We start from the raw sequence: 25,506 nt of genomic DNA, 5'->3' as shown, positions 1-25,506 counted from the left end.
GGAAAATGGTTGCGGAACGACCCCCTCGCAGGGAAGGATCTGAAGTCGCCAGTTCAGCATGGTTCAGTTGGGAAGCATCATGAACCGTAAGGATCTTGATCCCACGTCATCTCCCTATGCGGCCCTCGGGATCCAGCTCCGCCGCTCACGCGAGGCACGCGGCCTGACCCAGACGGAGCTCGGAGAGGCCATCTCCTACTCCGGCGCCTACATCTCCAGCATCGAGCGCGGCATCCGCCCGCCGAGCCGTCGGTTCGTGGAGGTCGTGGACGAGTACCTCACCACCGGTGGCACGCTCGCCCTCATGCTTGACCAGCTCGAACACAGCATCCTCATAGAAGGTTTCCCCGAGTACGCCGAGCGGGAGGCGGAGGCCACTACGGTCCGGCTGTTCGAGATCGGAGTAGTTGCAGGACTGCTTCAGACTCCAAACTACGCAGCCGCATACGAGCAAGCACCCGTGAGACGGGGGACAGTTACGCAGCAGCAGGCCGACGAGCGCATGCGCTTTCTCCTCGCCCGGCAGGAGCGGCTCAACCAGTCCTCGCCCCCCTTCGTCCAGGCTGTGCTAGACGAATGGAGCTTGCGACGCCCAGTCGGCGGGCCGACCGTGATGGCCAAACAGTTGGCACACCTGGAAGAACTAGCCGGCCGCCCAAACATGACCATCCAGGTGGCCCCGATCGGCCTTGGGGAGAGTCGACCGTTCGCTCACCCGGTAACCCTGCTGACGATGCCGAACCGCTCGTTGCTCGGGTATTCGGAGAGCCACCAGCGCGGTTTTCTCGAGCGAGATGCCGAAACCCTGGCAGGCTGGGCCAGAGACTACGATCGGCTGCAAGCCGAGGCGCTGCCGCTGGCCGCGTCACTTGAGCTGATCCGCATAGTACGGAAGGAATTTGAAAGTGCATCTTGACCTATCCAGCGCCCGCTGGCGCAAGAGCACGCGCAGCGGACAAGGCGGCCAGTGCGTCGAAGTCGCAGACGGCTACCAAAACATCGTCCCTGTCCGCGACTCCAAGGATCCCCACGGCCCTGCCCTCCTTTTCCATGCCGACGCCTGGCAGTCCTTCGTCACCGCCGTCCGCACCGGCGAGTTCGACGCCCACTGACAGCAACACCCACCTCGCCGCCCCACCCACGGGGCGGCGAGGCGATCTGAACTCCCCCAGCAGGTTCAACCCGACCAGGGCAAACGGCAGCACGGCACCAGGCTTCTCCCCCAACGGCCTTCTCTACCTCAAGGTTGGTGAACGAGTGGTCTGGTCCGACACCCACCACATGAACCTCAAGGCCGGCCACGACCGCGAGGTGCTCGCGGTCTACCCCTACCGTTCGGCCTGCCCGAAGTCGGTGTGGGCGCAGCTGATCGCCGAGGCCAGTGCCGACGTCTTCCTCTGCGGGTACACCAACTACTTCGTCTGGCTGGAGCAGCCAGCCCTCCTGCAGACTCTCCGCCGCAAAGCCGAGAGCGGCTGCCGCATCCGGTTCCTTCTCGGAGATCCCGGCTCCGAGACGACCCGCAGGCGTGAGCTGATCGAGGATGTTGCCCTCACGGTGTCCACGCGGATCAGGGTCACCCTGGAGAACCTGGGCAAGCTCTCCGACACCGAGGGCGTCGAGGCCCGCTTCAGCGCGGAGGAGGACGGTCCGAACCATGTCGGCCTCTCGGTGTTCCGCTTCGACGATCACGCCCTCGTCACCCCGCATCTCGCCCGGGCCGTCGGCCACGACTCACCGATGATGCACTTCCGGCGCAGCGAGGAGAACGGCATGTTCGACCGCTTCTCCGAGCACGCCGAGGAACTCTGGTCCCGGGGCCGCGACATTCGATCCGACTCCACCTGAGGTTGAGCGAATCCGCCGCACCAGCCGGCTCACGGCGAAATCGGCTGCCGCGCCTGCGATCCCGCCGTCCGCACCGGCGAGTTCGACTGAACCGGCAAGCCACCGCCGGAGTGGGAAGCCTGGGCAGGGGTAGCTCTGGATGGCGCAGGAGGGCATGACATGGCCGACGACAAGTGTGGATCGACCGGACAGTCCAACGGCTGGTCGATCAAGCGAGCGGCTTGCGGTAGCGGACGTACTCGTTCTGTCTCCGGAACCCCACGCTCTCGTAAAGATCGTAGGACCGGTGGGGATTTGCCGTGCCCGTGTACAGCCTGGCCGTCGTTGCACCCTGCTCGCGAAGGCTTCGCAGCCCTTCCAGCAGCAGGATCCGGCCGATTCCGAGGCGTCGCTGGTCCGTTCGGACGCTCAGCTCTTCCACCTCGCCCACGGTGTGGTCGTGGTTGCGGATGGAGCACAGGGCCACGCCGAGCATCTCCTGCCCCCTCCAGGCAGCCCTCCAGCATGCCGGGTCGGCGGTGTCGACGAAGTCCTGGAAGGTCCATTTCTGAGTGAAACCGGTTTCCGCGTACGACTCGACGACCGTCCTCCAGGCCGCGCGGTAGTGGCTGGTCCCGATCGGCCCCGTCCGTATCCCGGCCGGGAGTTCGCTGCCTCGTTCGGGCAACTGCTTCAGATCGCCCAGCTCCAGCTCGACCAGACTGAAGACACGTCGGTAGCCGGCTGCGAGCAGAAGCGCCGTGGCGTCCTGCTCGGAGACCATGGCGTTCGCACCGATCACTGCAGTCCGAGCCGTGCCATGGTCTTCGGTGAGCCGGCCGATCCGCTCTTCGGCCCAGCGCAGCATGGCTGACCCGATGCCCTGGTCGCGATGCTCGGGCAAGAGGTAACCGCGGTGCAGGTAAAGCCACGTATCGTCCCGCTCCTGCCACCACCGGATCGTCGAGTAGCCGACGACGCTCCCGTCGCGTACCACCAGGACCTGGTTCTCGGACGGCTCGTCCAGCTTGGCAGAGGCCTCGGCGATCTCGGCCGCTGTCGGGAGCCCTTCCACAACCGAGCGGGTGTCGACCCCGTCCCGTTCGACACATCCCAGCCGCACCGCGGCCATGGGACCGTGGTCCTCCTCACCCCGATACGGCCGGAACCCGAAGCCGGCTGGGAGATCCTGTCCTGGCGTGTCATCCGACATGATCGGATGATCTCCAACTTCGAGGCAGGTCCGCCACCCTGTTCATGCTTCATACTGCGGTCGTGTTCGACCGTTCCACGAGATAGCCGCGTTCGAAGTGGGCTCCGGCTCGGACGAGAGCGACGAGGTGGGGCGCATTCACGGCTCGCCAGCGGGTCTGGTGAGGAGTGGGAAGTCGGTCTCGCCGACTTCCCACTCCCGGCCCTACCGTGATGTGAGCCTCAGCAACGCTCGATCAGGAGGGCACCGGATGAACGACACCCACCCCACAACCTGGCGCAAGAGCACCTACAGCGGTGGGTCAAACGGCTGCGTCGAGGTCGCCGACGGCTACACCGGCGTGATGCCCGTCCGCGACTCCAAGGACCCCGACGGCCCCGCCCTCACCTTCACCGCCGACGCCTGGCGCGCCTTCGTCACCGCCGTCCGCACCGGCGAGTTCGACGCCCACTGACAGCAACACCCGCCTCGCCGCCCCACCCACGGGGCGGCGAGGTGGGACACCAGGGCCTCGTCATGCCGAAGCAGGCCGTCTCGGCCTCCCACAGCTCATGGTGAAGGGCTGCCAGGTCCGCGGCCGGATGGCGATCGGGATCGAGCAGAGTGGTGATCAGCCGGACATTCGTACTGGTGCGTTCGCCGTTCACAGTGCTCGCGGTGACAGAGAAGCTGATGACCCGACAGTCGTCAGGCCCGGGTTCAACATGCCTCTGACCAGCGCCGCTACGCCCTCGTGCGGCAATGGAGTCGTTACGGAACGGTGATCGTTTCGGGCACAACCTTCAACGATGTCAGGTGTTTTACTTGATCTTGGCCGCAGGCCGTCGAGCCCGACGGCCTGCCCACGGCCGGACATGGGGCGTACCGTGTGCTCCGCTCAGGAAAGTTGATTATGCGTAAGTCCATTCTTGCTGTCTTCGCGGCCCTCCTGGCCGCGGTCGTCATGAACGTCTCGATCGCCCCGCAGGCCAGCGCCGCGGACTGGCGGACCCTGCAGAACAAGTACTCGGGGAAGTGCGCCACCCCCAAGGGCAACGGCACCTCCAACGGAACCATCATCACCCTGTGGGACTGCACCGGTTCGCCTCTGCAGCAGTGGGACGTGCAGGTGGCCGGCCCCGGCTATCGGCTCGTGAACCGGGCGAGCGGTAAGTGTCTGACCCCGTACGGCAACGGCTACGAGACCGACGGCGCCGTCCTGACGCTGTGGGACTGCGACTACAGCGGTACCAACTACCCGCAGCAGTTCGGCCTCGACACCGGCTGGACCTGGACCACTTACTCGGGCCCGGACTACCGCTGCCTGACGAACAAGGGCGGCAGCCACGCCAACGGCACCTACCTCACCCTCTGGCGCTGCGCGTCCGACTACCCCACCGAGCAGCGCTGGGTCACTGAGTACGCCTGACCGCACAGGGACTGAAAGGTCCTCCAGCGCAGCGGCTGGCAACCGGCGGAATCCGGCCGGCACCACGATGAGTGTGGCTCCGCAGCCCAAAGGGTGCGGAGCCACACTCATTCCACCGTCCCTGCAAGCACGTTCCTGCCCGTTCATCTGCTGAGCAACACGGGAGCGACTCCCCGGGCGGCGCGCTCCGGGGGTGGCCGGACGATGCTCTGCCCGTCTCAAGCAGCACCAGCGGCTCGTCCGCCACACCATCCGGTCCGATTCCACCTGAGCTTGCGCGAATCCGCCGCACCACCCAGCTCAGGCGGCGAAGTCGCCTGCCGCGCCTGCGATCCCGCCGCCCCGCCTCCTCTGCTCCATGAGGGGGAAGTCGGCCTCGCCGACTTCCCACTCGAACGGGCCCTGCTGGTCGTCGGGTTCGTGGCCCTCGCCGCGCCGGCCGGCCACCAGGGCGTCGTCCCCCGTGGACGACGCCCTGGTGGGCTCACCAGCTCCTGCCGGCCTGTTCCCGGATCGTGTGGTTGATCCGGTTGAAGAAGCCGGTCATGGCGATCTCCAGGATGATCGCGTTCAGCTGCTCCCCGGTGAAGTGGTCGGCGGCGGCATCCCAGATCTCGTCGGTCACACCGGGAGCGCCGTCCTGGATGCGGGTGGCGGCCTCGGTCAGCGCGAGCGCCGCCCGCTCCTCGTCGGTGAAGAACGGCGTCTCGCGCCACGCGACCACGTGGTGCAGTCGCTCGTCCGTCTCCCCGGCCTTCTTCGCGCCCGAGACGGTGGCGAACACGCACGGCGCACAGCCGTTGATCTGACTGGCGCGCAGGTGGACCAGCGACAGGAGGCGCCGGTCGACACCTCCGGCGGCTATCGCCCTGTGGAGGTGCTGGATCGCGGTCATCAGGTCGGGGTTCATCGCACCCTTGAGGCGTGGTTCCATCAGTCCTGCTCCTTCAGCGGTTACCCGGGCCCGTCCGGACCCGTCATCACCCATGACGGAACGGATTCGGGGAAGGTAACAACATGTTCGAGACCGGCTCGACGGACCCGGTGGCCCAGGCGTTCGAGTCCCAGCGCGACCGGCTGCGCGCGGTCGCCCACCGCGTGCTCGGCTCGCACGCCGACGCCGAGGACGTGGTCCAGGAGGCCTGGCTGCGCCTCTCCCGCCAGGACGCGGCGGTCATCGAGAACCTCTCCGGCTGGCTGACCACCGTGGTCGGCCGGATCAGCCTCGACGTCCTGCGCTCGCGCCGGACCCGCCCAGAGGCGTCCTACGACGACCGGCTGCCCGAACTCGTGGTGACGCTCGACGACGCCCCCGCCCCGGACGACGACGCGGTGCTCGCCGACTCGCTCGGGCTCGCGCTCCTGGTCGTCCTCGACTCGCTGCGGCCCGGCGAGCGGCTGGCGTTCGTGCTGCACGACCTGTTCGCGGTGCCGTTCGACGAGATCGGGCGCATCCTCGGCAAGTCCACCGACGCCGCCAAGATGCTCGCCAGCCGCGCCCGCCGGAAGGTTCGGGCGACCGAGCGGCCGACCCGCGCGGGCCGGGAACAGCGCGAGGTGGTCGACGCCTTCCTGGCGGCGGCCCGCGGTGGCGACTTCGACGGTCTGCTCCGCGTGCTCGATCCCGAGGTGAGGCTCACCGTCGACACCCCCGGCGGTGTGGTCGTCACCCTCGGCGCCACCAAGGTCGCCGCCGGCGCGCAGCTGGCCGCCGGCGCGGCCGCCCTGGGCCGGGCGGCGCTCGTGGACGGCCGTCCCGGCGTCCTCTCCTGGCGCGAGGACGGCACCCCGCTCTCGGTCCTCGCGTTCACCGTCACCGACGGCCGGATCACCGCCATCACGGCAGTGGTCGACCCGGCCAAGCTCGCGCGGATCGACCTGCCTGCCCCTGCGTGAGCGGCCTCGTCACGCCGCCCGCCCGTCACGCCGCCCGCCCGTGACGCCGCCCGCTCGTGACGCTCGACCAGGACGCCGGCCTGGCGCGAGGGCCGGTAAACGGGTTGGCGGTGGCGGGCGGGTGGCGGTCATGATCGCTGCCATGTCTACGGAGATCTCCTTCGCCGAGAAGCCGACGCTCGCCGGCCAGCGCGTGCTCCTGCGTCCGGTCTGCACGGCCGACGCGCTGGTCGCGGTGGCTGCCGACCCCGAAACGGATCGGCTGACCGGCACCCACGAGGTCTTCGGCCTCGAAACGCTGGAACGCTGGTACGGCTCCCGGGCCGAGCACGCCGATCGGCTGGACCTGGCGATCGTCGAACGGGCCACCGGCACCTGTGTCGGCGAGGTCGTGCTGTCGGAGCTCGACGCCCGCAACCGTTCCTGCTCGTTCCGGATCAGCCTGTTCGACCGCCGCTCCTTCGGCCGCGGGCTGGGCACCGAGGCGAGCCGGCTCGTCCTCGCCCACGCCTTCGAGGCCATCGGCGTGCACCGGGTCGAACTGGAGGTCTTCGCCTTCAACCTGCGGGCCCACCACGTCTACGAGAAGCTCGGTTTCGTCCACGAGGGCACCCGGCGCGACGCGCTGTGCTGGGACGGCGCATGGATCGACGCCCACACGATGGGCGTCCTGGCCCCCGAGTGGACCGTGCACCGCGGCCACCCGCACCCGGCGAGCTGACGCCCTCCCCCGGGCGCAGCGCACCGCCCGCCGGCTCCACCCCGCTGCACGGGAAGTCGGTCCCGCCGACTTCCCACGCTCCCCCCGGGCGCCCGGCCTCGCGCAAGGGCCGGTAAACCCGTTGGCGGTGGCGGGCGGGTGGCGGTCATGATCACTCCCATGCCTACGGAGATCTCCGTCGCCGACGCCCGGCGTGCGTGTCGTACCTCGCGCATGAGGGTGGACGAAGGCCGGATGCGGTTGCGGGTGACGAGCCATCCTGTCGCCGATCCCGGATCCGGTCTCAGCCGGATCCTGAGCACCGGCCCCATGCTCCGCAACACTTTCGTCCACCCTCCCGACCACCACGTCGGGTATCTGCGCGCGAGCCGCGCCGATCTCCTTCGGCTCGGTGCCTTGTTCCGCGTCGCCGCGGCGAGCTCGCACAGCGCGATCCACATCCCGGTCCCGCCGGGCGCCCGACCGACGGCCCCGGCCGGCGGCGACACCCGTCCGCTGCCCGTGCTGCTGGCCCGTGAGGACACGGGGCTGCGGCTCTCCGACTGGCCCGACCTGCGGCACAGGATGCGCCGTTCCTCGGCGCCGTTGAGCGTGACCGCCCCGGCGGCACGGGCTTCGGACCGTCCCGACGACGTCCGTCGCCGAGCCGATCGCCATCCCGCCCGATTCGCCGAGCGCGCCGGGACGATCGTCATCACCGCCCGCGCCGAAGTCCTGTTCTGGATCGGCGACTGGCTCACCGCGGTCGGCGACCGCGTCGCCCAGGACCCCCACGTCCACCGGCACGGCGAGAGCTTCCTCGGCGACATGGTCGGCTTCTTCGACCCCGGGCGCACCGACCGGCCCATGCACGCGTTCTGCGTCGTCGCCGTCGAACCGATCTTCCACCGGGACCGCTGGCGCAGGCAGCGGGCGCCCACCGGATAGCCCGAGGCCGGGCATGCCGTCGTTCGGCAGGTGGCGGGCAGCTGTCCTGGGCTTCCGCTCCGGGGGGGGCGACGGCGAACACCGCGGTCTCCGGCGAGGCGTCGAAGACCACCGTGTGCAGCGCGGACATCAGGTCGCGGGGCGTGGACGACCGGCTGGGGCACACACCGTCAATTCGGGTTGTGCGAGGAGGGCTTCTGCCCGGGAGTTGCCGGAGAGGTGGCCCCGAGCGTCTTTCCCGCCGCCCCGGCCCGGGTCGCACCCTCGACCGCCAGACAGATGCCGAAGACACGGTCATGGCCGGTCCAGCCGTTGACGCGTCCCCGGTTGTTGCTGATCTGCACCCGCTTCCGGGGCTGGTCCACCGCCGAGACCACATGCAAGTACACGGTCCCGGCGACCCGCGCGAGAACGATGTCTCCGACGTCCAGCTTCGACGGGTCGACCGGCGCGACGACCACCTGTTGCCGACTGCGTATCAAGGGAACCATCGAGGAGCCACTCGGTCGGAACTCCACGGTCGCCCCGCCGGCGACTCTGCCTGCGACTGCATCCAACATGCCCATCCGCCGATGGTGCCCGACCAGGCCCCGCCGCAGCGAAGCATTTCCGCTGCCGCTGACGGCGCGGCACGCCGGCAGCGGCACGTCGGCAGCAGCGCCGCGGCGCCGCTGCGGACATCGGTGCCTGGGCCGCCGGGCAGGTGGAACACGGCGCGGGCCGTGCTCGAGATGATCACCGGGCAGGGGTGAGGAGCCGGCCGGACGACCCGGCCGGTCAGGGCCACCGACTGCCCTACCCGGCGGACTCGGTGCGCCCGGCGGGCCCGGTGCGCAGCGTCGCGGCGTAGGCCGCCGCGTCCGCGGCCAGCTCGGCGCGGGTGGCCGAGAGGACGCGGACCTCGCCGCCGGCGCGGGCGGCCAGGGCGGCGCGCAGCCGGGAGAGGCGCAGGGCGCCCGTGTAGGCGGGGAGGTCGGCGGGGGCGACCCAGGCGGCGTCGCGGATCTCGTCCGGCTGGAGGCGCAGCGGCGGGTGGGGAAGCGGGACGGTGCCCAGGTCGAAGTAGAACTGGACGCCCGGCATGTTCGGCAGGTCGCTGCCGTCGCCGCTGGCCCAGGCGATGTGGAGCAGCCGCCCGGTGCTCAGGCGCAGCCCCGTCTCCTCCAGGAGCTCCCGCTCCGCGGCCTGTTCGGGGGTCTCGCCGGGGTCGATCACGCCGCCGGGGCAGCCCCAGGGCTCACGGTTGAAGCTGCGGACGAGCAGGATGCGCCCGTCCGGGTCGGTGACGAGGCAGGAGACCGCGGGGAAGGCGCGGGCGATGCCGGGGAGGTAGGCGGGGACCTCGGCGGAGGCGGATCCGGGGTGGGGCATCGTCTGGGCTCCTCGCATGGTTCGTTGCTCGTGCACGTCCGCAGGTGGCGGAGACGCCGCAGGAGGCCCGGCCGGTTCGCCGGACGGCCGGGAACGGGCACGGACGGCCCGGTGGCGGACGGCCGGGCACCGACGGGCGCTAGGGTCGGCGCCATGACGCACAGCATCGTGGATCCGGCGACGCTCACCCCGGAGATGGCCGCCCGGATCCGGACGTGGCGGGTCGACGAGGAGTACAGCTGGCGTGCCGTGGCCGAGGCCGCGTCCGAGCTGTGGGGCTCCGAGTGGGGCAGCAACCAGCTCTTCGGCGCGGACCTGTGCGAGGCCGCCGCGCGGGTGCTGGGCGAGGACCCTCACCGGGAGCCGTGGAACTGAAGCCCGCCGGGTGGCTTCGCCGGAAGCCCCTGGGGCCCGCCTCAGCCCTCGCCGCCGCCCGCCAGCTGGCGTGACGCGCTCTGCTCGGCGTCCGTGATCCCGCCGCGCAGCAGGACCTCGCCCAGCAGGGTGAGGTGGTGCACCACCGTGCCGCCCCGGCGCTCCTTGGCGATCAGTCCGGCCTCGGCCAGGATGCTGGCGTGCTGGCTGGCGGTGGCCGGGGCGAGGCCGAGGGCGGTGGCGAGGTCGCTGGTGCTCAGCGGGCCGTCGGCGGCCAGGATGCCGAGGGCGGCCGCCCTGGTGCGGCCCAGGAGGGCCGTCAGGGCCGGGCGTGGGCCGGGCCGGTCGTCGGTGAGCGGGCGCTGGTCGGCGGGCACGGGGTAGATCAGGACGGGCTGCGCGCCCGGGGTCTCGAGTGCGGCGACCACCGGGCGGCCGGGGGCGAAGACGGCCGGCTGGAGGAGCAGGCCGCGGCCCGCCGGGTCGAGTTCGACGGGGCAGCGCGCGCCGGGCAGGCGCAGGAAGGGCCGCTGCCAGCGCACGGCGGGGTGCAGGGTGGCCAGCACCTCGTCCAGGCCGGCGGTGGCCAGCTGCCGTGTCCGGTAACGGTGTTCGGCGGCGACGAGGGAGTCGATCCGCTCCCAGTACGGGGTGATCGCCGCCGTCTGGTACTCCGCCGTGAGGTCGCCGAGCAGCAGCCGTGACCTGCGGTCCCCGGTGGCGAGGTCCCGGGCGAAGGGCGTCAGCCGTCGCAGGCGTCCGAGCCCGCCCAGGTAGTGGCGGCCGGCGCGGTCCAGCCCGTCCGCGGTGGCCTCGGCGGTGTCGCGGCCGTCCTGCCGCACGGTGAGGAACTCCGGGACGGCGGTGGCCGAGAACAGGTCGAACAGCACCGCCGAGCGCGGCTTCCAGCGCCGCCCGAGCTGCTCGCGCCACTGGCCGAGCCGGTGCTCGGTGCGGCGGGTCGCCAGCAGGTGGAGGCTCAGCGACAGCTCGGTGGACATGTCGGCCGTCGGCGCGATCCGGGTGCGCGCGAGGTCCTGCTCGGTGAGGTGGATGGTCAGCACCCGCCGATCCTGGGCCGCGTGGCCGGCCCGCGACAAGGGGCCCGGCGGGGGTCCGGCGGGGATTCGGCGAGGGCCGAAACCCTGGCCCCGGGGCACGCGGCTGACGCATCGTCATCGGCATCGCAACCGAGACGTCCCGGCGGCGGGGGCGGGAGATCCGCCGCCGGGACGACACCGTGAAGATCCGAGGAGAGACCACCATGCGCATGCACACCTGGACGCGCCGCGCCGCCACCCTGGCCGTGGGCGCGGCCGCCGCCCTCGCCCTGACCGTCGGCTCCGCCAACGCCGCGGGCAGCATCTCCAAGGGCATGTCGGGCCCGAACGTGAAGTGCCTCCAGCGCGCCCTCAACGACGTGGACGCCGCGGGCCTGGAGCCGGACAGCAGCTTCGGCATCCTCACCTACAACGCCGTCGTGGACTTCCAGGACTCGCACGGCCTGCGCGGTGACGGCATCGTCGGCCCGCTGACCGGCGGCGCCATCAAGTCCGTGATCAGCACGCGCTACAACGCCGGGCACGGCAACGACGATCCGCTGCACGGCGAGCTGGGCGACTGGCTGTCGGGCTGCAGCAGCCAGCTGCCGGGCTGATCCCGGGACGGCCGGAGCGAACGGCCCGGGCGACCCGTCACCGGCCGCTCCGGCGCTGCGGGGAGCGGGAAGTCGGCGGGGGCGACTTCCCGCTCCCCCGCCCCCGGCCCCACGCCCCGCCCTCCCGCCCCGCTCCGGCTCAGGCGGTCTCGACCGGCAGGCCCGCCTCGACCCAGTCCTGGATGCCCTCGCGGTACTTGCGCACGTTGCGGTAGCCGAGGGCAGTCAGCCGGTCGGCGACCTGTCCGCTGTTGGGGCACGCGGGGTTGGAGCAGTAGGTGACGATCGCGGCGTCGAGGTCGGGCAGCAGCGCGGGGGCCTGGGCGTCCACGTCGGCCAGGACGAGGGCCAGCGCGCCGGGCAGGTGCTGCTGGTCGTAGTAGGCGCCGCCGAGCGCGTCGACGACGGTGACGGTGTCGGCTTCGATCGCCGCGGCCAGGTCGTCACGGGTGATGAGTGCGGTCATGTCGCTACCTCCGAAGGAATCGGACTACAGTCCTCTTATGGCTCACGACAGTAACGGACCGCAGTCCGGTTCGGCAATCCCCCTCGACCTGCTGCGCACCCCGCCGCCCAAGGAACGCGCCGACGCGGCCCGCAACCGGGCCGCGGTCCTGGACGCCGCCGCCGGACTCTTCGCCGAACTGGGCGTCGAGGCCGTGTCCATGGACCAGATCGCCGCGGCCGCCGGCGTCGGCAAGGGCACCCTGTTCCGCCGCTTCGGCGACAAGTCGGGGCTCGCCGTCGCCCTCCTGGACGCCCGCGAGCGCGTCCTCCAGGAGGGGATCCTGCACGGGCCGCCGCCGCTCGGCCCCGGAGCCCCGGCGCCCGAGCGCCTGACCGCGTTCATCGACGCGTACTTCGACTACCTGCTGGAGCACCTGGCGCTGGTCCGGATGTCCGAGACCGCCACCCCCGGCGCCCGCTACCGCATCGGGGCCTACCGGTTCTGGCACCGCCACCTGGCGATCCTGCTCGCCACCGCCCCCGACCCCGACCAGACCGCCCACGCCCTGCTCGCCGCCCTGGCCGCCGACCACGTCGCCGCGCTCCTGCCCGAACTCGGCGAGCAGCGGATGCGCAGCGGCCTGATCCGCCTGGCCCACAGCGCACTGTGACGCCCCCGGGGGCCGTCCGGCGGGCGGTGGCGGGGGCGCGGAAAGTCGGCCGGGCCGACTTCCCGTGTACGGGCACCCGCTCCCGGCGCCTTGACCCGACCCCGTCGGACCGCTCAGCGCAGGTTGTTCTTGAACCCGTCGAGGATCATGGCCAGCAACAGCGCGCCGAGCACCCCGGCCAGGGCCAGCACAACGGCGGCGGCCATCCCGACGACGGCCCAGACGCCCGCCCCGTGGACGAGCAGCAGCACGAACCCCGCGACACCCAGCGCCGTCATCCCCGCCAGCAGCGTGAACATCATCGGCGGCCCGGTGAACCGGTTGCGCCTGAGCTTCGCCATGGAGCATTCCTTCCCCAACTCCCGCTCGCCGTGCGGTGAATGCGCACCTCCGCACGGTGCGGCCCGGACGGCCCCCGTTCGAAAAGGGCCCCGGGGGGCCGCTGTTAGCCTGTTCGACATGATCATGAAGAGCACCGGGTCACGGATGTCCGGCGTGCTGGGGCCGGGTGGTCCGCAGCGCGCCCTGATCGTCGCGAGCTTCGTCAGCCGGGTGGGCAACGGGCTGTTCAACACCGCCGCGGTGCTCTACTTCACCCTGGTGGTGCACCTGCCCGCCGCGCAGGTCGGGGTCGGCCTCACCGTCGCCGGGCTGGTCGGGCTGCTGGCCGGGGTCCCGGCCGGGAACCTGGCCGACCGCTACGGGCCGCGCACCGTCTGGCTGACGGCCGTCGCCCTGCAGGCCGCGACGATGGCCGCGTTCGTCCTCATCCACGACTGGGGCACGTTCACGCTCATCGCCACCCTGGACCGCCTGGCGGCGACGGCGGGCGGGGCCGCGGGCGGAGCGCTCGTCGCCCGCGCCGGCGGGGACCACCCGGCCGCCTTCCGCGCGAAGCTGCGCACCTTCGTCAACCTCGGCGTGGTGACGGGCACCCTCGGCGCCGCCGTCGCCGTGTCGGTCGGCACCCGCCAGGCGTACACCGCGCTCATCCTCGCCAACGCCGCCAGCTTCGCCTGCGCCGCCCTGATCGCCCTGCGCGGCGTCCCGAACTACCGGCCGCTGCCCCGGCCCGAGGAGCACCACCACGCGGCCGTCCTGTCCGACCGGCCGTACCTGACCTTCGTCGCGCTCTACGGCGCGATGGGCCTGCAGTACCAGACCGTCTCCCTGCTCCTGCCGATCTGGCTCTCCGCCCACACCGACGCGCCCCGCTGGACGGTGGCGGCGGTCAACGCCGTCAGCAGCGGGGTGTGCGTGCTGCTGCAGAGCAGGATCGGCTCCCGGGTGGAGACCCCGGGCCAGGGCGGCCGGGCGCTGCGCCTCGCCGGGCTGCTCTTCCTGGTCAGCTGCCCGTTGATGGCCCTGACGGCGGACGTTCCGGTCTGGGTCGCGCCGGGGCTCGCCGTCCTCGCCGTGGTCGTGCACAGCCTCGGAGAGGTGTGGGAGTCCTCGGGCGGCTACGCGCTCGGCTTCGGCCTCGCCCCCGACCACGCCCAGGGGCAGTACCAGGGCTTCCTCGGGGTCGGCTTCAACGCCGGACAGGCGCTGGCCCCGCTGGTCCTCACCACGGCGGTCCTCGGGCTCGGGCAGGCGGGCTGGCTGCTGCTCGGCGTGTTCTTCGCCGCCCTGGGCGCAGCCGGACCGCCGGTCGCCGCCTGGGCGCTGCGCACCCGCCGCCCGGCCCCCGCCCCGGCCGAGCCGACCGCGACGGCCCAGGACCGGCCCGAGCGGGCCCCGCTGCCCGACGGCGCGTAGGACTCCCGTGCCGGGCTGCCGCTGTCCGGGCCGCGGGCCGCGGACCTGCCGGACGTCTCCCGCGCAGCGCTCGGCTCCGGCCGCGTCCGCGCGGGGACGGCTCCGGCCCGGGCCCCTCACATCCGGGACTTCAGCACGTCGACCTCACAGCCCGGTGCGAACGGGTCGAATCCGTGCTCGCTCAGCCAGCGGACCACCAGCAGGCTTCGCAACGACCACCACGCGCGGATCACGTCGCGATCGACGTCGGTGCCGTAGCCGGCGAGGACGTCGTCGAGGCGCTCCTCGTGTCCGAGCGTGAAGGTGGCCAGGTCGGACAGGGCGTCGCCCCGGCCCGCCTCGGACCAGTCGATGATGCCGGTGACCTCGTCGCCGTCGACGAAGACGTGGGCGATCTGCAGGTCGCCGTGCGTGAACGCCGCGGTCCACGGCCGGAGCGCGGCCTCGGCGATCCGGCGGTTGCGGGTGACCAGGTCGGCGGGCAGCAGGCCGCTCGTCACGAGCGCCCCGCACTCCTCGTCGAGTTCGGCCGCCAGCGCGACCGCGCTGCGGCCGGCCCGGCCCTGCCAGGGCGGCGGCGGCGCGTCGTGCAGCCGCCGGATGGCGGCGCCCGCCGCGGCCCACGCCGCCGGCGACCCGGTCGACGGCCCGCCGAGGCGCCCGAGCGTCGCCCCCGGGACCGCGGCGATCGCGAGGACGTGCGGTTTGCGCCACAGGACCTGCGGGGTCGGAACCGGCGCGAGGGACAACACCTCGACCTCGGTGTCGATGCGCGCCTGATCGGCGTCCACCTTCAGGAACACGTCGCCGACGCGCAGGGTCGCGCGCTCGGAATGGGCGACGACGACTTCGACCTCATTCATGGGCGACCAGTATCCCGGCGACGGCCGCCGGCGTCGCCGCGTTTGTCACCTGCGATGACGCGCCCGACCTTCCCGCGGGTGCGGGCCACGGCTGCTACCTCCACGACGACGCGCAGGTGCGGCTCTGGCTCGCCGAGTTGAGGGGACGGCGTCGGACGGCGCAGTGAGACCGGCCCGGAGGAGTCAGGCCGGGACGGAGGTCACCAGGACCGGTGAGCCCTGGTGGAAGGGCTGGTGGCGCAGGGTGCCGAACCGGGCGCCCCAGGCTCCGCTGTCCAGGTCGCGGCGCAGGTCGGCCGTGTGGCGTTCGCGGGTCCGCTCGTCGACGAAGCTCCACGCCGACGTGGTCATCGCCGCGTCGAACGCGTCGTCGGCGAACGGCAGGTGTTCGGCGACGGCGTCGACGGCGGCCGGCAGGTGGGCGGGCCGCTGGGCGCGCATCGACGCCGACGGCTCGACCGCCGTCACCTCGAACGCCGGCGACTCGTAGGGCCCGGCCCCGGCACCGACGATGATCACGGTGCGGGCCGTACCCAGGGCCGCGGTGAGGGCCTGCTCGATCCGCGTGTCCGGGCGCCGGAGGCAGTCGGCGTAGCCGCCGCCGATCGTGCCGTGGTCCGCGTCCCCTGCACTGCCGTCAGCCTTGCGTCCGCTCAGGATCCGGACCCAGCCGCGCCGTCGACACCCGAACAGGTCGGGCAGCCGGCGGTGCACCGTGCCGCGGCGGCGACGGCCTGCGCGGGGACCGCCGCGGCGGCGGCGACGGCCGACGGGCCGCCACCGTGCAGGAGTTCACCGGTGTCGGAGTCGACCACCTCCCAGCCGAGGAGGTCGGCGACCCCCGCGGCCCGGGCGAGTGCGGCGTCGTGGCCGGGGCGGCCGTCGGCCGAGGAGCAGATCAGCTCGACCAGGTTGATCCGGTCGGCCACCCGGCCTTCGTGGACGGCGTGGTTCCCGGCGTCGTCGCAGGCGGCGAGGACCACGCTGAGCCAGTGGTGGCCGTCGGCGGCCAGGTAGCAGGCCGCGTCGCTCCTGCGCAGGCCGGGCGCCGCGTCCAGGTGCTCCACCAGCACGCAGGCCGGCACGCCCGCGCGGTGGCGGGCGTCCGAGCGCACGCTCAGGTACCGGTACACCCCCGCATCCTCGCACCCGCCCGGCCCCCGCCCCGGCCCTGGGGGCGGGGCGGGGCCGGAGCGGAAGGCTCAACTGCCGTCCGGGGACTTGCTGTAGCCCAGGCACTCGACGATCAGCCCGTCCCGGACCAGCGTGAGGTGGACGCGGCGCACCGTGTCGCCGGGGCCGTCGCCGTAGTGGTGGCGCCAGCGGACCGTCGCCCGTTCACCGGTGATCACCACCGCCTCCGGCTCGAACCGCCACGTGCGGTCCTCGGCGAGCGCCCGCCACAGCGCCAGGCACGCGGCGCGCCCCTCGTAGCGGGTCCCGTCAGGGGCGGGCCAGGTGACCTCGGCCACGCAGTCCTCGGCGACCAGGTCGGCGAGCAGCGAGGCGTCGTGCTCGATGAAGGCCCGGTTGAAGCGGTGGACGACCTCGGACGTGGTGCGGAACGACATGCTGCGCCCCCCTGATCAGGCCCCGGTGCGGTCCGCCACCGGTCCGTCCGTCGCGGGCCCGTCCGCCGGCGCAAGGTCCGCCGGTGCGGCGGTCCCCGGTGCGGCGGTCCCCGGTGCGGCGGTCGCCCGCTCCGCGGCGCGGCTGACCGGCTCCCATGCCGCCCAGGTCTCCATCCGGGTGCGGGCGATGTCGAACGCGAGGTCGTAGACCATGCTGCCGAGGAGCAGGCGCAGCGGCGGCCGGTCGCTGTCGACGAGTGCGAGCAGGGCGGTGGCGGCGAGCTCGGGGCCGCTGTCGACGGAGCCCTCGGCGAACTGCTTGGCGAGTTCCTCGCGCAGCGGGGCGTAGGCGTCGAGGGGGGTGGTGCTGTGCATGGCGGTGTAGAGGTCGGTCCAGTAGCCGCCGGGCTGGATGATGCTGACCTTGGCGCCGAAGGCGGCCGCCTCCGAGGCGAGGGCCTCGCTGAGGCCCTCGAGGGCGAACTTGCTGGCGCTGTAGAGGCCGGTGCTGGGGAAGCCGCCGAGGGCGGCGATGCTGGAGACCTGGACGAGGTGGCCGGCGCCCTGGCGGCGCAGGACGGGCATGACGGCCTGGCTGATCCACAGTGCGCCGAAGAAGTTGATGTCGAGTTGGGCCCGGGCCTCGGCCTCGGTGAACTCCTCGACCATGCCCATGGAGAGCATTCCGGCGTTGTTGACGACGATGTCGAGCCGTCCGTAGTGGTCGGCGGCGGCGGTGACGGCGGCGAACGCCGCGGCGCGGTCGGTCAGGTCCGCCTGCAGGGGCAGGACGCGGCCGGGGTGGGCGGCGGCGAGCTCCTCGAGCGGGGCGAGGGTGCGGGCGACGAGGGCGACGCGGTCGCCGGCGGCGAGCGCGGCGCGGGCGAAGGCGTGGCCGAGGCCGCGGCTGGCACCGGTGATGAGCCAGATGCGGCCGGTGGTGCCGGCGGGGGCCTCGGCGGCGGTGTCGGCGGTGTGCACGGGTGGTGCGCTCCTGTCCTGGATCGGGCGGGCATGGGCGGGCGTGGGGCGGTGAAGTCCCGGGCCCGCGGCCGGGCTTGGTCCGCGGTCGCCGGGTGTCGGCCCTACCGTCGATCTTCCGGCCACCCGCAGTGATCATCAAGGCCGAAGATCCGTAGGATCCCATCACTCAGGCTTATGACGGGAGGCCGCCGGCCCATGGAGATACGCGACATCGAGGTCTTTCTGACCCTGGCCGAGGAGCTGCACTTCGGCCGGGCCGCCGCCAGACTGCACCTCACCCAGGCGCGTGTCAGCCAGGTGATCGGCCGTCAGGAGAGACAGCTCGGTGGCCTGCTGTTCGACCGCTCCAACCGCCGCCAGGTCCGGTTGACGCCGCTGGGCCACCAGCTGCGCGCCGATCTGCAACCGGTCTACGCGGATCTGCGCGCGAGCCTGGAGCGGGCCCGGCTGGCCGTGCGCGGCAAGACGGAGCGGCTGCGCGTGGGCATGCTGCCCTTCAACGTGCCCGACCTGCACGGCTACTGGCGGGCCTTCCGCTCCCGCCATCCGCAGTGGGAGCTGCAGCTGCGCCGGGCGCCGTTCATCGACCCGTTCGCCCGGCTGCGCGAGGGCGACATGGACGTGCTGGTCTCCTGGCTGCCGGTGGAGGAGTCCGATCTCACGGTCGGTCCGGTCCTGCTGCGCGACCGCCGCGTCCTGGCCGTCGCCGCCGACCACGAACTCGCCGGCCGCGACTGCGTCCCCTTCGAGGCGCTGGCCGACTTCGCCCACGCCACCGCCCCCGACATGCCCGACTACTGGGAGGACGGCTACCTGTCCTTCCACACGCCGCGGGGCCGGACGATCGAGCGCATCGAGCCGGTCACCGGCCCGGACGAGCTGATCCACCTGGTCGGCACCGGGGAGATCGTCCACCCCTTCCCGGCGCACGTCACCCGCCACTGGTCGATGTCCGACGTGCTCTGGCTGCCGGTGCCCGACATGGGGACGCTCTCGTACGCGCTGGTGTGGCGCAGCGACGCCGAGAACGACCTGGTCCGGGCGCTCGCCGGGACGGTGCGCGAGATCGGCGCGCTGGAGCTCTGACGGCGGTGCTTCCGACGCCGGCGGACGCCGGGCGGGCGGGTTGTCGGCGCCGGACCGACGCCGGGCGGGCGGGTAGCCGCCCGCCGGTTTGACGCCGGGCGGCGCGGCCCGGCCCGCCCGGCGTCCGGACCGGTCAGTAGAACCAGACCGAGAGGCGGGCCGTGTTGGGGGCGACGTCGCAGAAGTAGCTGACGGCCTCCCCGCGGGTCACGTAGGCGCGGCCGGCGGCCTCGCAGGCGGCGCCGCTCGGGTACATGCCGATGTAGGTGTATCCGGTGGTCCTCGTGGTGGACGCCTGGGCGGCGGGGGCGGCCATCAGGCCGCCCGCGACGGTGAGCAGTCCGGCCAGGGCCATGGTGGAAACCGCTTTGCGCAGTGCCATGTCGGTGTCTTCCTCCCTCTGACGGGAACGCCGGGGTCCGCTCCCGGCGTTGCGGCTGTGAGCCTTCCGGAATCCCGGATTCGAGGCAATGGTCGAGACCAATTTGGCAGGAAACAGTCGATCACCGGAGTCGGAGGCGGTCGGACGCCCCGCCACATCCACCTCCCACCAGGGGAGTTGAGAGCACTGACCCGGGCGCCCCTGGTGGTCTGGACCACCCGATTCGATGGCGTCAAGCGGCGTGGCCCACCCGCTTCGACGGACTGGGCGTTCACCTCCGCACCGGCCGCCGCCCGGCCGCGCCGGCCCGCCGGGCCGGGCCCGAATCGGCCGGACGATCACTTGCCAGCGCAGCCCGCGGGATGCAACCACCCACCGACCACCTGCCGGTCACCCCCGATCACCCCCGGACCGGTCACCGCCGTCCGCCGTCCCCCCGGCTCCCGGCCCGGTCGCGTACGCCAGCGGCGGCGCGATCGCCTGCACGTCCGCCCCCTCGCCGACCCACAGCGCGATGAACAGCGCGGCCGTCGCCTCCAGGAGCGCAGCCCGTTCGAGGCCGCCGCCGGAGACGGGTTCGCAGCCCGCGTCCACGACCAGCTCGCGCACGCACGCCAGGGCCGCCTCGTCGTCCCCGCACAGCGGCACGGCCAGCCGCCGGCCGTCGAACACCGGCGGCCGCATCCGCCAGACGTCCTCGTGGCAGAGGTTGAAGGCCTTGACGACGCGGGCGTGCGGCGCCGCCGCGGCCAGCCGCTGCGCGGCCGAGGGGCCGCCCTGCGTCAGCAGGCGAAAGCCCGGCCCGACCGGGTTGGCGCAGTCGATCAGCACCCGGCCCGCCAGCTCCGGGCTCAGCTCCCGCACCACCTCGGCCCCCGCCCCGAAGGGCAGTGCGGCCAGCACCGCCTCGCCGCAGGCCGCCGCCTCGCGCAGACCGGCCGCCCGCGCGCCGTGGCCGATGCGGGCGGCGAGCCTTTCGGCCCGCTGCGCGTCCCGCCCGCCGATGGTCACCCGGTGCCCGGCGCGCGCCCAGTGGGTGGCGAGCGCGTCGGCCATGTTGCCGGTTCCCAGTACGCCGATCTCCATCGCGTGTGTCCTCTTCTCCCGTGCCGGCCGGGGCCGTTGGCCCGGTCCGGCGCCGACCGTCCGTTCCACGCTAGGAGGCCGGTCGGGCACCATCTGGTACGTGACCGATGCCTTCCTCGCCGACTGCCGCGCCCGCCTCGCCTTCGACCTGCTCTCCAACACCTGGAACGCCGTACTGCTGTGGGCGCTGCGCGACGGCCCGGCCCGCCCGGTCGAGCTGCGGGCGCGGATCGGGGGGATCAGTTCCAAGGTCCTCACCGAGACCCTGCGGCGGCTGGAGTTCAACGGGCTGGTCGAGCGGCGCCCGCACCCGGGCGCGCCGCCCCGGGTCGAGTACGGGCTCACCGGGCTGGGGCGCACGCTGCTGGCCCCGATCGACGCGTTCGGCGCCTGGGCCTTCGAGCACGGCGACGAGGTGATGGCCGCCCAGGAGGCCGCCCGCGCCCCGCGGTCCGCTCCCCCGGCCCCTGCCCCTGCCCCGGCCGGCTGAGCCGGGCGGCTGACCCGCGCCCCCGGGGCTGCCGATAAAGCCCTCGCCGCCGCTGCCGCGCCCGGCATATCGTCGGGCCCGGTTTTCACAGTTCGGCGAGAGGACGACCTGCGGTTCGACCCGTCCGTGCTGGGTGGCGCCCTGATCGACCTGACCCTGTGCGAGGGCCCGGCCGACCGGCCGCCGTCGGCCGCCCGCGCGGTCCGGGAGGCGTACGGGGGGCGCCGCGGCCGAGCGCAACGCGCGGGCGCGCTCGCCCCCCGGCGGGCGGCAGGAGTGGCCGCGGCTGACCTCGCCCGTTCCCGGCCCGCCCGCGGGCAGCGCCTGCCACCTGAAGGGCCGGTTCGTCGCGGACGTCGCCGCCCTCAAGTGCGCGCTCGGCGAGGCCGTCGCGGGCCCGGCCCGGCCGCCTCGACGCCCCGGTCTGCCGCAGGACGGACACCCGGCGGGTCGGACCCGCGCCCCGCCGCAGGAGCACTAGTGCACCTCGCCGCGCCGCCCCCGCGCCGGGCGCGGCCGCGACCTGCGGGAAGGCCCCGCCGGTAGCCGCCGGGGCCGCCGTGGGCTCCCCCGGCGGCCGCCCAACCGCCCTAGTGCACTAGTGCATCAATTCCAAAAACCCGCACTACAGGGCTTGTTGAGCCCGACGCGTACGCCGTACATTTCGAGGCATGGAGAACACCGACATCCTCATCTCCGGCGCCGGCATCGCCGGCCCCGCCCTCGCCTACTGGCTGCGCCGCCACGGCTTCACCCCCACCGTCGTCGAGCGCGCCCCCGCCCCCCGCCCCGGCGGGCAGGCCGTCGACCTGCGCGGCGCCGGGCGCACCGTCGTCGAACGGATGGGCCTGCTGGACCAGGCCCGCGCCCTGAGCGTCGACCAGCGCGGCCTCGGCCTGGTCGACCGCCGCGGCCGGCTCACCGCCCGCATGCCCGTCGAACTCTTCGAGGGCGAGGGCATCGTCTCCGAGATCGAGATCCTGCGCGGCGACCTCGCCGACCTCCTGCACCGGGCCACCGCCGACGACGTCGAGTACCGCTACGGCGACACCGTCACCGCGCTCGCCGAGGACGCCGACGGCGTCACCGCCACCTTCGAGAACGCCCCCGCCCGCCGCTTCTCCCTGGTCATCGGCGCCGACGGCCTGCACTCCGTCGTGCGCCGCCTCGCCTTCGGCCCCGGGGGCGACCACTACCGCCCGCTCGGCGGCTACCACGCCTGGTTCACCGTCCGGGACCCGCGGATCGACCTCGACGGCTGGTTCCTGATGTACAACGCCCCCGGCGGCCTGGTCGCCGGCGCCCGCCCCGGCCGGCTGCCCGGCGAGGTCAAGGCCTCCCTCGGCTTCCGCTGCGCCCCGCTGGCCCACGACCGCCACGACACCGCCGCCCAGCAGCGCCTGCTCACCGAACGCTTCGCCGGTGCCGGCTGGGAGGTCGACCGGCTGCTGGCCGGCATGCGCGAGGCCGACGACTTCGCCTTCGACTCCTTCGGCCAGATCCACCTCGAGCGCTACAGCCGCGGCCGCGTCGCCCTGCTCGGCGACGCCGGGTACAGCCCCAGCCCCCTCACCGGCCTCGGCACCAGCCTCGGCCTCGTCGGCGCCTACCTGCTCGCCGGCGAGCTCGCCGCCGCCCGCGGCGACCACCGCACCGCCTACGCCCGCTACGAGGACCTGATGCGCCCCTACGTCACCCGCGCCCAGGAGCTGCCGCCCGGCGGCCTCCACGGCTACGCGCCCGACAGCGCCCTGATGATCCGCCTGCGCGCCGCCTCCATGCGCTGGATGGGCCGCTGGCCGCTGCGCGCGATCATGGCCGCCCAGTTCGCCAAGGCCGGCGACATCGACCTGCCCGACTACACCCCCGCCCACGTCTGAACCCCGGGCCGGACGCCCGCACCCGGACCCACCGGAACCCGCCGGAACCCGCCGGAACCCCGCCCGCACGCCCGCCCCGCACCCCGCCGACTTGCACCTCACGCGGCGTCAGGAGGAATCCTCGTGCCATGCCCACCGAACAGACCTGGAAGGTCGGCCCGCTCGCCGAGGCGAGCGGCCTGACCGTACGCACCCTGCACCACTGGGACCAGATCGGCCTGCTCCAGCCGTCTCGCCGCACCTCCTCCGGGCACCGCTCCTACACCGAGCAGGACGTCGTCCGCCTCTACCAGATCCTCGCCCTGCGCCGCCTGGGCCTGGGCCTGGACACCATCGGCACCTGCCTGGACGCCGGCGTCGACCCGGTGCGGCTGGTGCGCGAACACCTCACCGCCACCGAGACCGCCCTCGCCCACCTGCAGGACCTGCACGAGCGCCTCGCCCACCTGCACACCGAACTCACCGCCGAGCGCCGCCCCGACACCGCCGCCCTGCTGCGCCTGCTCCAGGCCATCGGCGCCACCGGCCCCTCCACCGGCCCCGGCGCCGAACAGGCCCTGCGCCGCCACCTCGACGACGACCAGCTGCAGGCCCTGCGGGACCACGCCGCCGCACTCGGCCCGGCCACCCACTACCTGCTGGAGGTCGAGTGGCCCCAGCTCTACCGGCGCGCCGAAGCCCTGCGCACCGCCGGAGCCCCGCCCACCGACCCGAGGGTGCGGCGCATCGCCGACCGCCTCGACGAACTCGGCCGTCTCTTCAGCGGCGGCGACGCCACCCTGTCCACCGCGGTGCGCACCGCCTGGCGCGAGGACCCGGCCGCCCTCTCCGGCACCCCCGACGCCCCCGCCGACGAGTGGGCGCAGCTGGGCGAGTTCCTCGACCAGGCCCGCAGGGCCCGATGAGCGCCGCACCGCGGCCGTCGGCCGCCGCACCCGACCGTCTCCCGGCCCGCGGCGTCACCTCCCACGGCGTCATGCCGAGCGGTGTGCGCCTGCGCGTCGCCCTGCTGTCCGCGCTGCCCGTGCTCGGGCTGTGCGCGCTGGTCCTGACCCCGCTGGCGTGGGCCGGCCTGCTGCCGTGGGCGGTGCCGCCCTCGGTGCTGGTGGCCGCGGGGGTGCAGGCCTGCGTCGTCCACCTGCGTCTGGGCCGGCGCGCCCCGGGGGCCTGAGCGCGCTGAGCGCCGTGGGCACTCCGGGAGCCTGGACACCGCCGCGCGGCCCGTACGGGGGGCGGGCCGCCCGGCGGCGCACCCGGGGCCCGCCCGCCGCCGGGGCCGCGCTCGCCCGGACAGGTGGGTTCCGTTGGCGGCCCGCCGGGGGCGCCGGTATGCCTGGGGGGGGATGGTGCGGCGGCGAGAGGGCGGCGGGGTGGGCGGTAGCGCGGACGGGTACGGCGCCGAGGCCGAGGCACGGGCGCCGGGCAACCGGACGGTGGTGCTGGGGGTGCTGGCCTCCACCGCCGTGGTGCTGCTGGCGCAGGCCGGGACCGGGACCAGCGCCCGGCTGGTGCTGCTGCTGGTGTTCCTGCCCGCGCTGCTGGCCGGCCTGGGCACCCTCGCGCAGACGATCGCCGTGTCCGTGTGGGTGGCCGTCGTGGTGGCCGTCAGCACGGTGCTGTTCCCGCCGACCTCGCTGGAGGCCCGGGCCGGGACGCTGGTGGCGGTGCTGGGCGCCGAGGCCGCGCTGGTGGCCCTGTGCGCACGGCGGATGGGGCGCGAGCGGCAGCTGTTCCGGATGCGCCAGAGCGCCGTCGCCCTGCAGCGCCAGCTGCTGCGCCCGCTGCCGGTGCTCACCCCGGACGTCCAGGTGTTCGGGCTGTACCGGCCGGTGGAGGAGGACGCCATGGTCGGCGGCGACCTGTACGACGTCGCCGACACCCCGTACGGCACGCGGGTGCTGGTGGGCGACGTCCAGGGCAAGGGCCTGCCCGCGATCGGGGCGGGCTTCGCGGTGCTGAGCGCCTTCCGCGAGGCGGCGTTCCGCGAGGCCGCGCTGACCGCCGTCGCCGACTCCCTGGAGGCCGCCGTGCAACGGCACAACGCCTACGCGGCGCAGGCCGGGGAGAGCGAACGGTTCGTCACCGCGACCGTGCTCGGCCTGGAGCGCGGCCCCGAGGTGCAGGCCGTCAACTGCGGCCACCTGGCCCCCTACCTGCTGCGCCGAGGCCGGGTGGAGACGGTGGACCTGGCCGCCGGGGTGCCGCTGGGGCTGGCCGGACTGGCCGGGGAGGTGCGCACCGTGCAGTGGTTCGCGCTGCCCGAGGACGGCGTGCTGGTGCTGCTGACCGACGGGATCACCGAGGCCCAGGACCGCGACGGCGAGTTCTACCCCGTCGAGGAGGGCCTGACCGCCCTGGGCACGACCGCGGCCTCCCTGCTGCCGCAGGCCCTGGACGGAGCCGCCCGTCACTGGAGCGGGGGCCGGCGCCGCGACGACGTCACGGTGCTGTCCCTGCGCCGGACAACCCCGTAACGGGGACGCGGGGCGGCCGTCGCGCCTATGTTCTCCTCATGGACCCGCTCACGCTCGACTACGACAACCTCCACCTGCGCGTGGACCGCGGGGTGTTCGAGCTGTTCCGCCTGGACTCGGCCGAGGCCGGCTTCCGGGTCCCGCTGCGCTGGCTCGGGGCGCTGGTGCACTACCGGAAGCCGGGCAAGCCCGGCGAGCTGTTCGTCGGCGTCGTGCACGATCCGGACGCCGCCCTCTACGGCACCGACCGGCAGGCCTTCCGGGTCTCCCGCTGCCCGTCCTCCCGGATCCCGCCCGGCGACGAGGCGCTCCTGCGCGCGTACTTCACCCGGGTCGCCGCCCTCGCCGACCGGCGGGTGGACTGACCCTGTGCCAGGTGCCCGACGGCCGGGGCCGGGGGCCAGGGGGCCGGGGAGCGC

Annotated in this window: 32 protein-coding genes and 1 pseudogene; 19 read left to right on the top strand and 14 right to left on the bottom strand. The window is 73.6% G+C overall.

Annotated elements, in window-relative coordinates; genetic code table 11:
• The first annotated feature begins 67 nt into the window (after window positions 1-67).
• From AB0N04_RS05660 to AB0N04_RS05650, 3 genes are all read left to right on the top strand, one after another.
• Complete coding sequence (locus tag AB0N04_RS05660; RefSeq protein ID WP_360207096.1) at window positions 68-916, top strand: helix-turn-helix transcriptional regulator; 849 nt, start codon at window positions 68-70, stop codon at window positions 914-916.
• Window positions 900-1,112: a DUF397 domain-containing protein gene (locus AB0N04_RS05655; protein WP_360207094.1), complete on the top strand. Its 213-nt coding sequence runs from the start codon at window positions 900-902 to the stop codon at window positions 1,110-1,112. The genes AB0N04_RS05660 and AB0N04_RS05655 overlap by 17 nt, the downstream gene beginning before the upstream one ends.
• A 169-nt stretch (window positions 1,113-1,281) precedes the next feature.
• Entirely contained in the window at window positions 1,282-1,848 is a 567-nt protein-coding gene (locus AB0N04_RS05650) for a DUF5919 domain-containing protein (RefSeq protein ID WP_360207182.1), read from the top strand.
• Between the two features lie 208 nt (window positions 1,849-2,056).
• On the opposite strand, the gene AB0N04_RS05645 is transcribed toward AB0N04_RS05650, so the two are convergent.
• The gene (locus AB0N04_RS05645; protein ID WP_360207092.1) at window positions 2,057-3,040 is read right to left on the bottom strand and encodes a GNAT family N-acetyltransferase; all 984 of its coding nucleotides are present in this window, start codon (window positions 3,038-3,040) and stop codon (window positions 2,057-2,059) included.
• A 250-nt stretch (window positions 3,041-3,290) separates the two neighbouring features.
• Here AB0N04_RS05645 and AB0N04_RS05640 point away from each other — a divergent pair, with 250 nt between their 5' ends.
• On the top strand, window positions 3,291-3,494 hold the full coding sequence (locus tag AB0N04_RS05640; protein WP_360207089.1) for a DUF397 domain-containing protein: 204 nt from the start codon (window positions 3,291-3,293) through the stop codon (window positions 3,492-3,494).
• Window positions 3,495-3,932: 438 nt separating this feature from the next.
• Window positions 3,933-4,448, top strand: coding sequence for an RICIN domain-containing protein (locus AB0N04_RS05635; RefSeq protein ID WP_360207086.1), 516 nt, complete (start codon window positions 3,933-3,935; stop codon window positions 4,446-4,448).
• A gap of 484 nt (window positions 4,449-4,932) precedes the next feature.
• Here AB0N04_RS05635 and AB0N04_RS05630 read toward each other — a convergent pair whose 3' ends face one another.
• Window positions 4,933-5,382 (bottom strand): carboxymuconolactone decarboxylase family protein, encoded by a 450-nt coding sequence (locus AB0N04_RS05630; protein ID WP_360207083.1) that lies wholly within the window; start codon window positions 5,380-5,382, stop codon window positions 4,933-4,935.
• A gap of 83 nt (window positions 5,383-5,465) precedes the next feature.
• Here AB0N04_RS05630 and AB0N04_RS05625 point away from each other — a divergent pair, with 83 nt between their 5' ends.
• The 3 genes from AB0N04_RS05625 (at window position 5,466) to AB0N04_RS05615 (ending at window position 7,992) form a co-directional block, all read left to right on the top strand.
• Complete coding sequence (locus AB0N04_RS05625; protein WP_360207080.1) at window positions 5,466-6,344, top strand: sigma-70 family RNA polymerase sigma factor; 879 nt, start codon at window positions 5,466-5,468, stop codon at window positions 6,342-6,344.
• A gap of 142 nt (window positions 6,345-6,486) precedes the next feature.
• Window positions 6,487-7,065 carry a GNAT family protein gene (locus AB0N04_RS05620; protein WP_363363368.1) on the top strand — a complete coding sequence of 193 codons (579 nt, stop codon included), beginning with the start codon at window positions 6,487-6,489 and terminating at the stop codon, window positions 7,063-7,065.
• A 147-nt stretch (window positions 7,066-7,212) separates the two neighbouring features.
• On the top strand, window positions 7,213-7,992 hold the full coding sequence (locus AB0N04_RS05615) for a hypothetical protein (protein ID WP_363363441.1): 780 nt from the start codon (window positions 7,213-7,215) through the stop codon (window positions 7,990-7,992).
• A gap of 170 nt (window positions 7,993-8,162) precedes the next feature.
• Here AB0N04_RS05615 and AB0N04_RS05610 read toward each other — a convergent pair whose 3' ends face one another.
• Window positions 8,163-8,558, bottom strand: coding sequence for a S24/S26 family peptidase (locus tag AB0N04_RS05610; protein WP_360207072.1), 396 nt, complete (start codon window positions 8,556-8,558; stop codon window positions 8,163-8,165).
• Between the two features lie 229 nt (window positions 8,559-8,787).
• Window positions 8,788-9,363: an NUDIX hydrolase gene (locus AB0N04_RS05605; protein WP_360207070.1), complete on the bottom strand. Its 576-nt coding sequence runs from the start codon at window positions 9,361-9,363 to the stop codon at window positions 8,788-8,790.
• A 153-nt stretch (window positions 9,364-9,516) separates the two neighbouring features.
• On the opposite strand from AB0N04_RS05605, the gene AB0N04_RS05600 reads away from it, so the two are divergent.
• A complete protein-coding gene (locus AB0N04_RS05600; RefSeq protein ID WP_360207067.1) occupies window positions 9,517-9,738 on the top strand; it encodes a hypothetical protein in 222 nt (73 codons plus the stop codon).
• Between the two features lie 41 nt (window positions 9,739-9,779).
• Here AB0N04_RS05600 and AB0N04_RS05595 read toward each other — a convergent pair whose 3' ends face one another.
• Window positions 9,780-10,802 carry a DUF5937 family protein gene (locus tag AB0N04_RS05595; RefSeq protein WP_360207064.1) on the bottom strand — a complete coding sequence of 341 codons (1,023 nt, stop codon included), beginning with the start codon at window positions 10,800-10,802 and terminating at the stop codon, window positions 9,780-9,782.
• Window positions 10,803-11,002: 200 nt separating this feature from the next.
• Between AB0N04_RS05595 and AB0N04_RS05590 the strand changes: the two genes are divergently transcribed.
• Window positions 11,003-11,395 carry a peptidoglycan-binding domain-containing protein gene (locus tag AB0N04_RS05590; RefSeq protein ID WP_360207061.1) on the top strand — a complete coding sequence of 131 codons (393 nt, stop codon included), beginning with the start codon at window positions 11,003-11,005 and terminating at the stop codon, window positions 11,393-11,395.
• 139 nt (window positions 11,396-11,534) lie between these two features.
• Here AB0N04_RS05590 and AB0N04_RS05585 read toward each other — a convergent pair whose 3' ends face one another.
• The gene (locus tag AB0N04_RS05585) at window positions 11,535-11,861 is read right to left on the bottom strand and encodes a rhodanese-like domain-containing protein (RefSeq protein WP_360207058.1); all 327 of its coding nucleotides are present in this window, start codon (window positions 11,859-11,861) and stop codon (window positions 11,535-11,537) included.
• Between the two features lie 37 nt (window positions 11,862-11,898).
• Here AB0N04_RS05585 and AB0N04_RS05580 point away from each other — a divergent pair, with 37 nt between their 5' ends.
• Window positions 11,899-12,513, top strand: a complete 615-nt coding sequence (locus tag AB0N04_RS05580) for a helix-turn-helix domain-containing protein (protein ID WP_363363363.1) — start codon at window positions 11,899-11,901, stop codon at window positions 12,511-12,513.
• A gap of 113 nt (window positions 12,514-12,626) precedes the next feature.
• Here the strand turns inward: AB0N04_RS05580 and AB0N04_RS05575 are convergent, their stop codons facing one another.
• Window positions 12,627-12,854: a hypothetical protein gene (locus AB0N04_RS05575; protein WP_360207054.1), complete on the bottom strand. Its 228-nt coding sequence runs from the start codon at window positions 12,852-12,854 to the stop codon at window positions 12,627-12,629.
• Window positions 12,855-12,972: 118 nt separating this feature from the next.
• Between AB0N04_RS05575 and AB0N04_RS05570 the strand changes: the two genes are divergently transcribed.
• The gene (locus AB0N04_RS05570; protein ID WP_360207051.1) at window positions 12,973-14,271 is read left to right on the top strand and encodes an MFS transporter; all 1,299 of its coding nucleotides are present in this window, start codon (window positions 12,973-12,975) and stop codon (window positions 14,269-14,271) included.
• A 116-nt stretch (window positions 14,272-14,387) separates the two neighbouring features.
• On the opposite strand, the gene AB0N04_RS05565 is transcribed toward AB0N04_RS05570, so the two are convergent.
• The 5 genes and pseudogenes from AB0N04_RS05565 to AB0N04_RS05545 form a co-directional block, all read right to left on the bottom strand.
• Window positions 14,388-15,134 carry a phosphotransferase gene (locus AB0N04_RS05565; protein ID WP_360207049.1) on the bottom strand — a complete coding sequence of 249 codons (747 nt, stop codon included), beginning with the start codon at window positions 15,132-15,134 and terminating at the stop codon, window positions 14,388-14,390.
• 183 nt (window positions 15,135-15,317) lie between these two features.
• Window positions 15,318-15,674 (bottom strand): annotated as a pseudogene (locus AB0N04_RS05560) (methyltransferase domain-containing protein); the annotation flags it as partial.
• A gap of 113 nt (window positions 15,675-15,787) precedes the next feature.
• The gene (locus tag AB0N04_RS05555; RefSeq protein ID WP_360207046.1) at window positions 15,788-16,267 is read right to left on the bottom strand and encodes a hypothetical protein; all 480 of its coding nucleotides are present in this window, start codon (window positions 16,265-16,267) and stop codon (window positions 15,788-15,790) included.
• Between the two features lie 69 nt (window positions 16,268-16,336).
• The gene (locus AB0N04_RS05550; protein ID WP_360207043.1) at window positions 16,337-16,705 is read right to left on the bottom strand and encodes a nuclear transport factor 2 family protein; all 369 of its coding nucleotides are present in this window, start codon (window positions 16,703-16,705) and stop codon (window positions 16,337-16,339) included.
• A 15-nt stretch (window positions 16,706-16,720) separates the two neighbouring features.
• On the bottom strand, window positions 16,721-17,686 hold the full coding sequence (locus AB0N04_RS05545) for an SDR family NAD(P)-dependent oxidoreductase (RefSeq protein ID WP_360207041.1): 966 nt from the start codon (window positions 17,684-17,686) through the stop codon (window positions 16,721-16,723).
• Window positions 17,687-17,884: 198 nt separating this feature from the next.
• Here AB0N04_RS05545 and AB0N04_RS05540 point away from each other — a divergent pair, with 198 nt between their 5' ends.
• Window positions 17,885-18,775: a LysR family transcriptional regulator gene (locus tag AB0N04_RS05540; RefSeq protein WP_360207038.1), complete on the top strand. Its 891-nt coding sequence runs from the start codon at window positions 17,885-17,887 to the stop codon at window positions 18,773-18,775.
• Between the two features lie 133 nt (window positions 18,776-18,908).
• On the opposite strand, the gene AB0N04_RS05535 is transcribed toward AB0N04_RS05540, so the two are convergent.
• Window positions 18,909-19,157, bottom strand: coding sequence for a hypothetical protein (locus AB0N04_RS05535; protein ID WP_360207035.1), 249 nt, complete (start codon window positions 19,155-19,157; stop codon window positions 18,909-18,911).
• 390 nt (window positions 19,158-19,547) lie between these two features.
• A complete protein-coding gene (locus AB0N04_RS05530; RefSeq protein ID WP_360207032.1) occupies window positions 19,548-20,243 on the bottom strand; it encodes an NAD(P)-binding domain-containing protein in 696 nt (231 codons plus the stop codon).
• Between the two features lie 100 nt (window positions 20,244-20,343).
• Between AB0N04_RS05530 and AB0N04_RS05525 the strand changes: the two genes are divergently transcribed.
• The 6 genes from AB0N04_RS05525 to AB0N04_RS05500 all read left to right on the top strand — a co-directional run bounded on the left by AB0N04_RS05525 (window position 20,344) and on the right by AB0N04_RS05500 (window position 25,452).
• The gene (locus tag AB0N04_RS05525) at window positions 20,344-20,733 is read left to right on the top strand and encodes a helix-turn-helix domain-containing protein (RefSeq protein WP_360207030.1); all 390 of its coding nucleotides are present in this window, start codon (window positions 20,344-20,346) and stop codon (window positions 20,731-20,733) included.
• Between the two features lie 671 nt (window positions 20,734-21,404).
• Complete coding sequence (locus AB0N04_RS05520) at window positions 21,405-22,613, top strand: FAD-dependent monooxygenase (protein WP_360207027.1); 1,209 nt, start codon at window positions 21,405-21,407, stop codon at window positions 22,611-22,613.
• A 128-nt stretch (window positions 22,614-22,741) separates the two neighbouring features.
• Window positions 22,742-23,518: a MerR family transcriptional regulator gene (locus AB0N04_RS05515; protein ID WP_360207025.1), complete on the top strand. Its 777-nt coding sequence runs from the start codon at window positions 22,742-22,744 to the stop codon at window positions 23,516-23,518.
• On the top strand, window positions 23,515-23,784 hold the full coding sequence (locus tag AB0N04_RS05510; protein WP_360207022.1) for a hypothetical protein: 270 nt from the start codon (window positions 23,515-23,517) through the stop codon (window positions 23,782-23,784). Before AB0N04_RS05515 ends, AB0N04_RS05510 begins: the two co-directional genes overlap by 4 nt.
• A gap of 199 nt (window positions 23,785-23,983) precedes the next feature.
• Window positions 23,984-25,087 (top strand): PP2C family protein-serine/threonine phosphatase, encoded by a 1,104-nt coding sequence (locus AB0N04_RS05505; protein WP_360207019.1) that lies wholly within the window; start codon window positions 23,984-23,986, stop codon window positions 25,085-25,087.
• Between the two features lie 38 nt (window positions 25,088-25,125).
• Complete coding sequence (locus AB0N04_RS05500) at window positions 25,126-25,452, top strand: hypothetical protein (protein ID WP_360207017.1); 327 nt, start codon at window positions 25,126-25,128, stop codon at window positions 25,450-25,452.
• Window positions 25,453-25,506: the final 54 nt, after the last annotated feature.

Origin of the sequence: Kitasatospora sp. NPDC051702, assembly GCF_040681575.1 — a bacterium.
Classification (GTDB): Bacteria; Actinomycetota; Actinomycetes; order Streptomycetales; family Streptomycetaceae; genus Kitasatospora.
The sequence above is the reverse complement of the archived record's forward strand: the minus strand, read 5'-3'. Positions and strand labels throughout refer to the sequence as shown.

Bases quoted from the DNA above. Each gene is read 5' to 3' on its own strand.
- AB0N04_RS05650 (WP_360207182.1), top strand. From the start codon at position 1,282: ATGAACCTCAAGGCCGGCCACGACCGCGAGGTGCTCGCGGTCTACCCC.
- AB0N04_RS05645 (WP_360207092.1), bottom strand. From the start codon at position 3,040: ATGTCGGATGACACGCCAGGACAGGATCTCCCAGCCGGCTTCGGGTTC.
- AB0N04_RS05640 (WP_360207089.1), top strand. From the start codon at position 3,291: ATGAACGACACCCACCCCACAACCTGGCGCAAGAGCACCTACAGCGGT.
- AB0N04_RS05635 (WP_360207086.1), top strand. From the start codon at position 3,933: ATGCGTAAGTCCATTCTTGCTGTCTTCGCGGCCCTCCTGGCCGCGGTC.
- AB0N04_RS05630 (WP_360207083.1), bottom strand. From the start codon at position 5,382: ATGGAACCACGCCTCAAGGGTGCGATGAACCCCGACCTGATGACCGCG.
- AB0N04_RS05625 (WP_360207080.1), top strand. From the start codon at position 5,466: ATGTTCGAGACCGGCTCGACGGACCCGGTGGCCCAGGCGTTCGAGTCC.
- AB0N04_RS05620 (WP_363363368.1), top strand. From the start codon at position 6,487: ATGTCTACGGAGATCTCCTTCGCCGAGAAGCCGACGCTCGCCGGCCAG.
- AB0N04_RS05615 (WP_363363441.1), top strand. From the start codon at position 7,213: ATGATCACTCCCATGCCTACGGAGATCTCCGTCGCCGACGCCCGGCGT.
- AB0N04_RS05610 (WP_360207072.1), bottom strand. From the start codon at position 8,558: ATGGGCATGTTGGATGCAGTCGCAGGCAGAGTCGCCGGCGGGGCGACC.
- AB0N04_RS05605 (WP_360207070.1), bottom strand. From the start codon at position 9,363: ATGCCCCACCCCGGATCCGCCTCCGCCGAGGTCCCCGCCTACCTCCCC.
- AB0N04_RS05600 (WP_360207067.1), top strand. From the start codon at position 9,517: ATGACGCACAGCATCGTGGATCCGGCGACGCTCACCCCGGAGATGGCC.
- AB0N04_RS05590 (WP_360207061.1), top strand. From the start codon at position 11,003: ATGCGCATGCACACCTGGACGCGCCGCGCCGCCACCCTGGCCGTGGGC.
- AB0N04_RS05585 (WP_360207058.1), bottom strand. From the start codon at position 11,861: ATGACCGCACTCATCACCCGTGACGACCTGGCCGCGGCGATCGAAGCC.
- AB0N04_RS05580 (WP_363363363.1), top strand. From the start codon at position 11,899: ATGGCTCACGACAGTAACGGACCGCAGTCCGGTTCGGCAATCCCCCTC.
- AB0N04_RS05575 (WP_360207054.1), bottom strand. From the start codon at position 12,854: ATGGCGAAGCTCAGGCGCAACCGGTTCACCGGGCCGCCGATGATGTTC.
- AB0N04_RS05570 (WP_360207051.1), top strand. From the start codon at position 12,973: ATGATCATGAAGAGCACCGGGTCACGGATGTCCGGCGTGCTGGGGCCG.
- AB0N04_RS05565 (WP_360207049.1), bottom strand. From the start codon at position 15,134: ATGAATGAGGTCGAAGTCGTCGTCGCCCATTCCGAGCGCGCGACCCTG.
- AB0N04_RS05550 (WP_360207043.1), bottom strand. From the start codon at position 16,705: ATGTCGTTCCGCACCACGTCCGAGGTCGTCCACCGCTTCAACCGGGCC.
- AB0N04_RS05540 (WP_360207038.1), top strand. From the start codon at position 17,885: ATGGAGATACGCGACATCGAGGTCTTTCTGACCCTGGCCGAGGAGCTG.
- AB0N04_RS05535 (WP_360207035.1), bottom strand. From the start codon at position 19,157: ATGGCACTGCGCAAAGCGGTTTCCACCATGGCCCTGGCCGGACTGCTC.
- AB0N04_RS05530 (WP_360207032.1), bottom strand. From the start codon at position 20,243: ATGGAGATCGGCGTACTGGGAACCGGCAACATGGCCGACGCGCTCGCC.
- AB0N04_RS05520 (WP_360207027.1), top strand. From the start codon at position 21,405: ATGGAGAACACCGACATCCTCATCTCCGGCGCCGGCATCGCCGGCCCC.
- AB0N04_RS05515 (WP_360207025.1), top strand. From the start codon at position 22,742: ATGCCCACCGAACAGACCTGGAAGGTCGGCCCGCTCGCCGAGGCGAGC.
- AB0N04_RS05510 (WP_360207022.1), top strand. From the start codon at position 23,515: ATGAGCGCCGCACCGCGGCCGTCGGCCGCCGCACCCGACCGTCTCCCG.
- AB0N04_RS05500 (WP_360207017.1), top strand. From the start codon at position 25,126: ATGGACCCGCTCACGCTCGACTACGACAACCTCCACCTGCGCGTGGAC.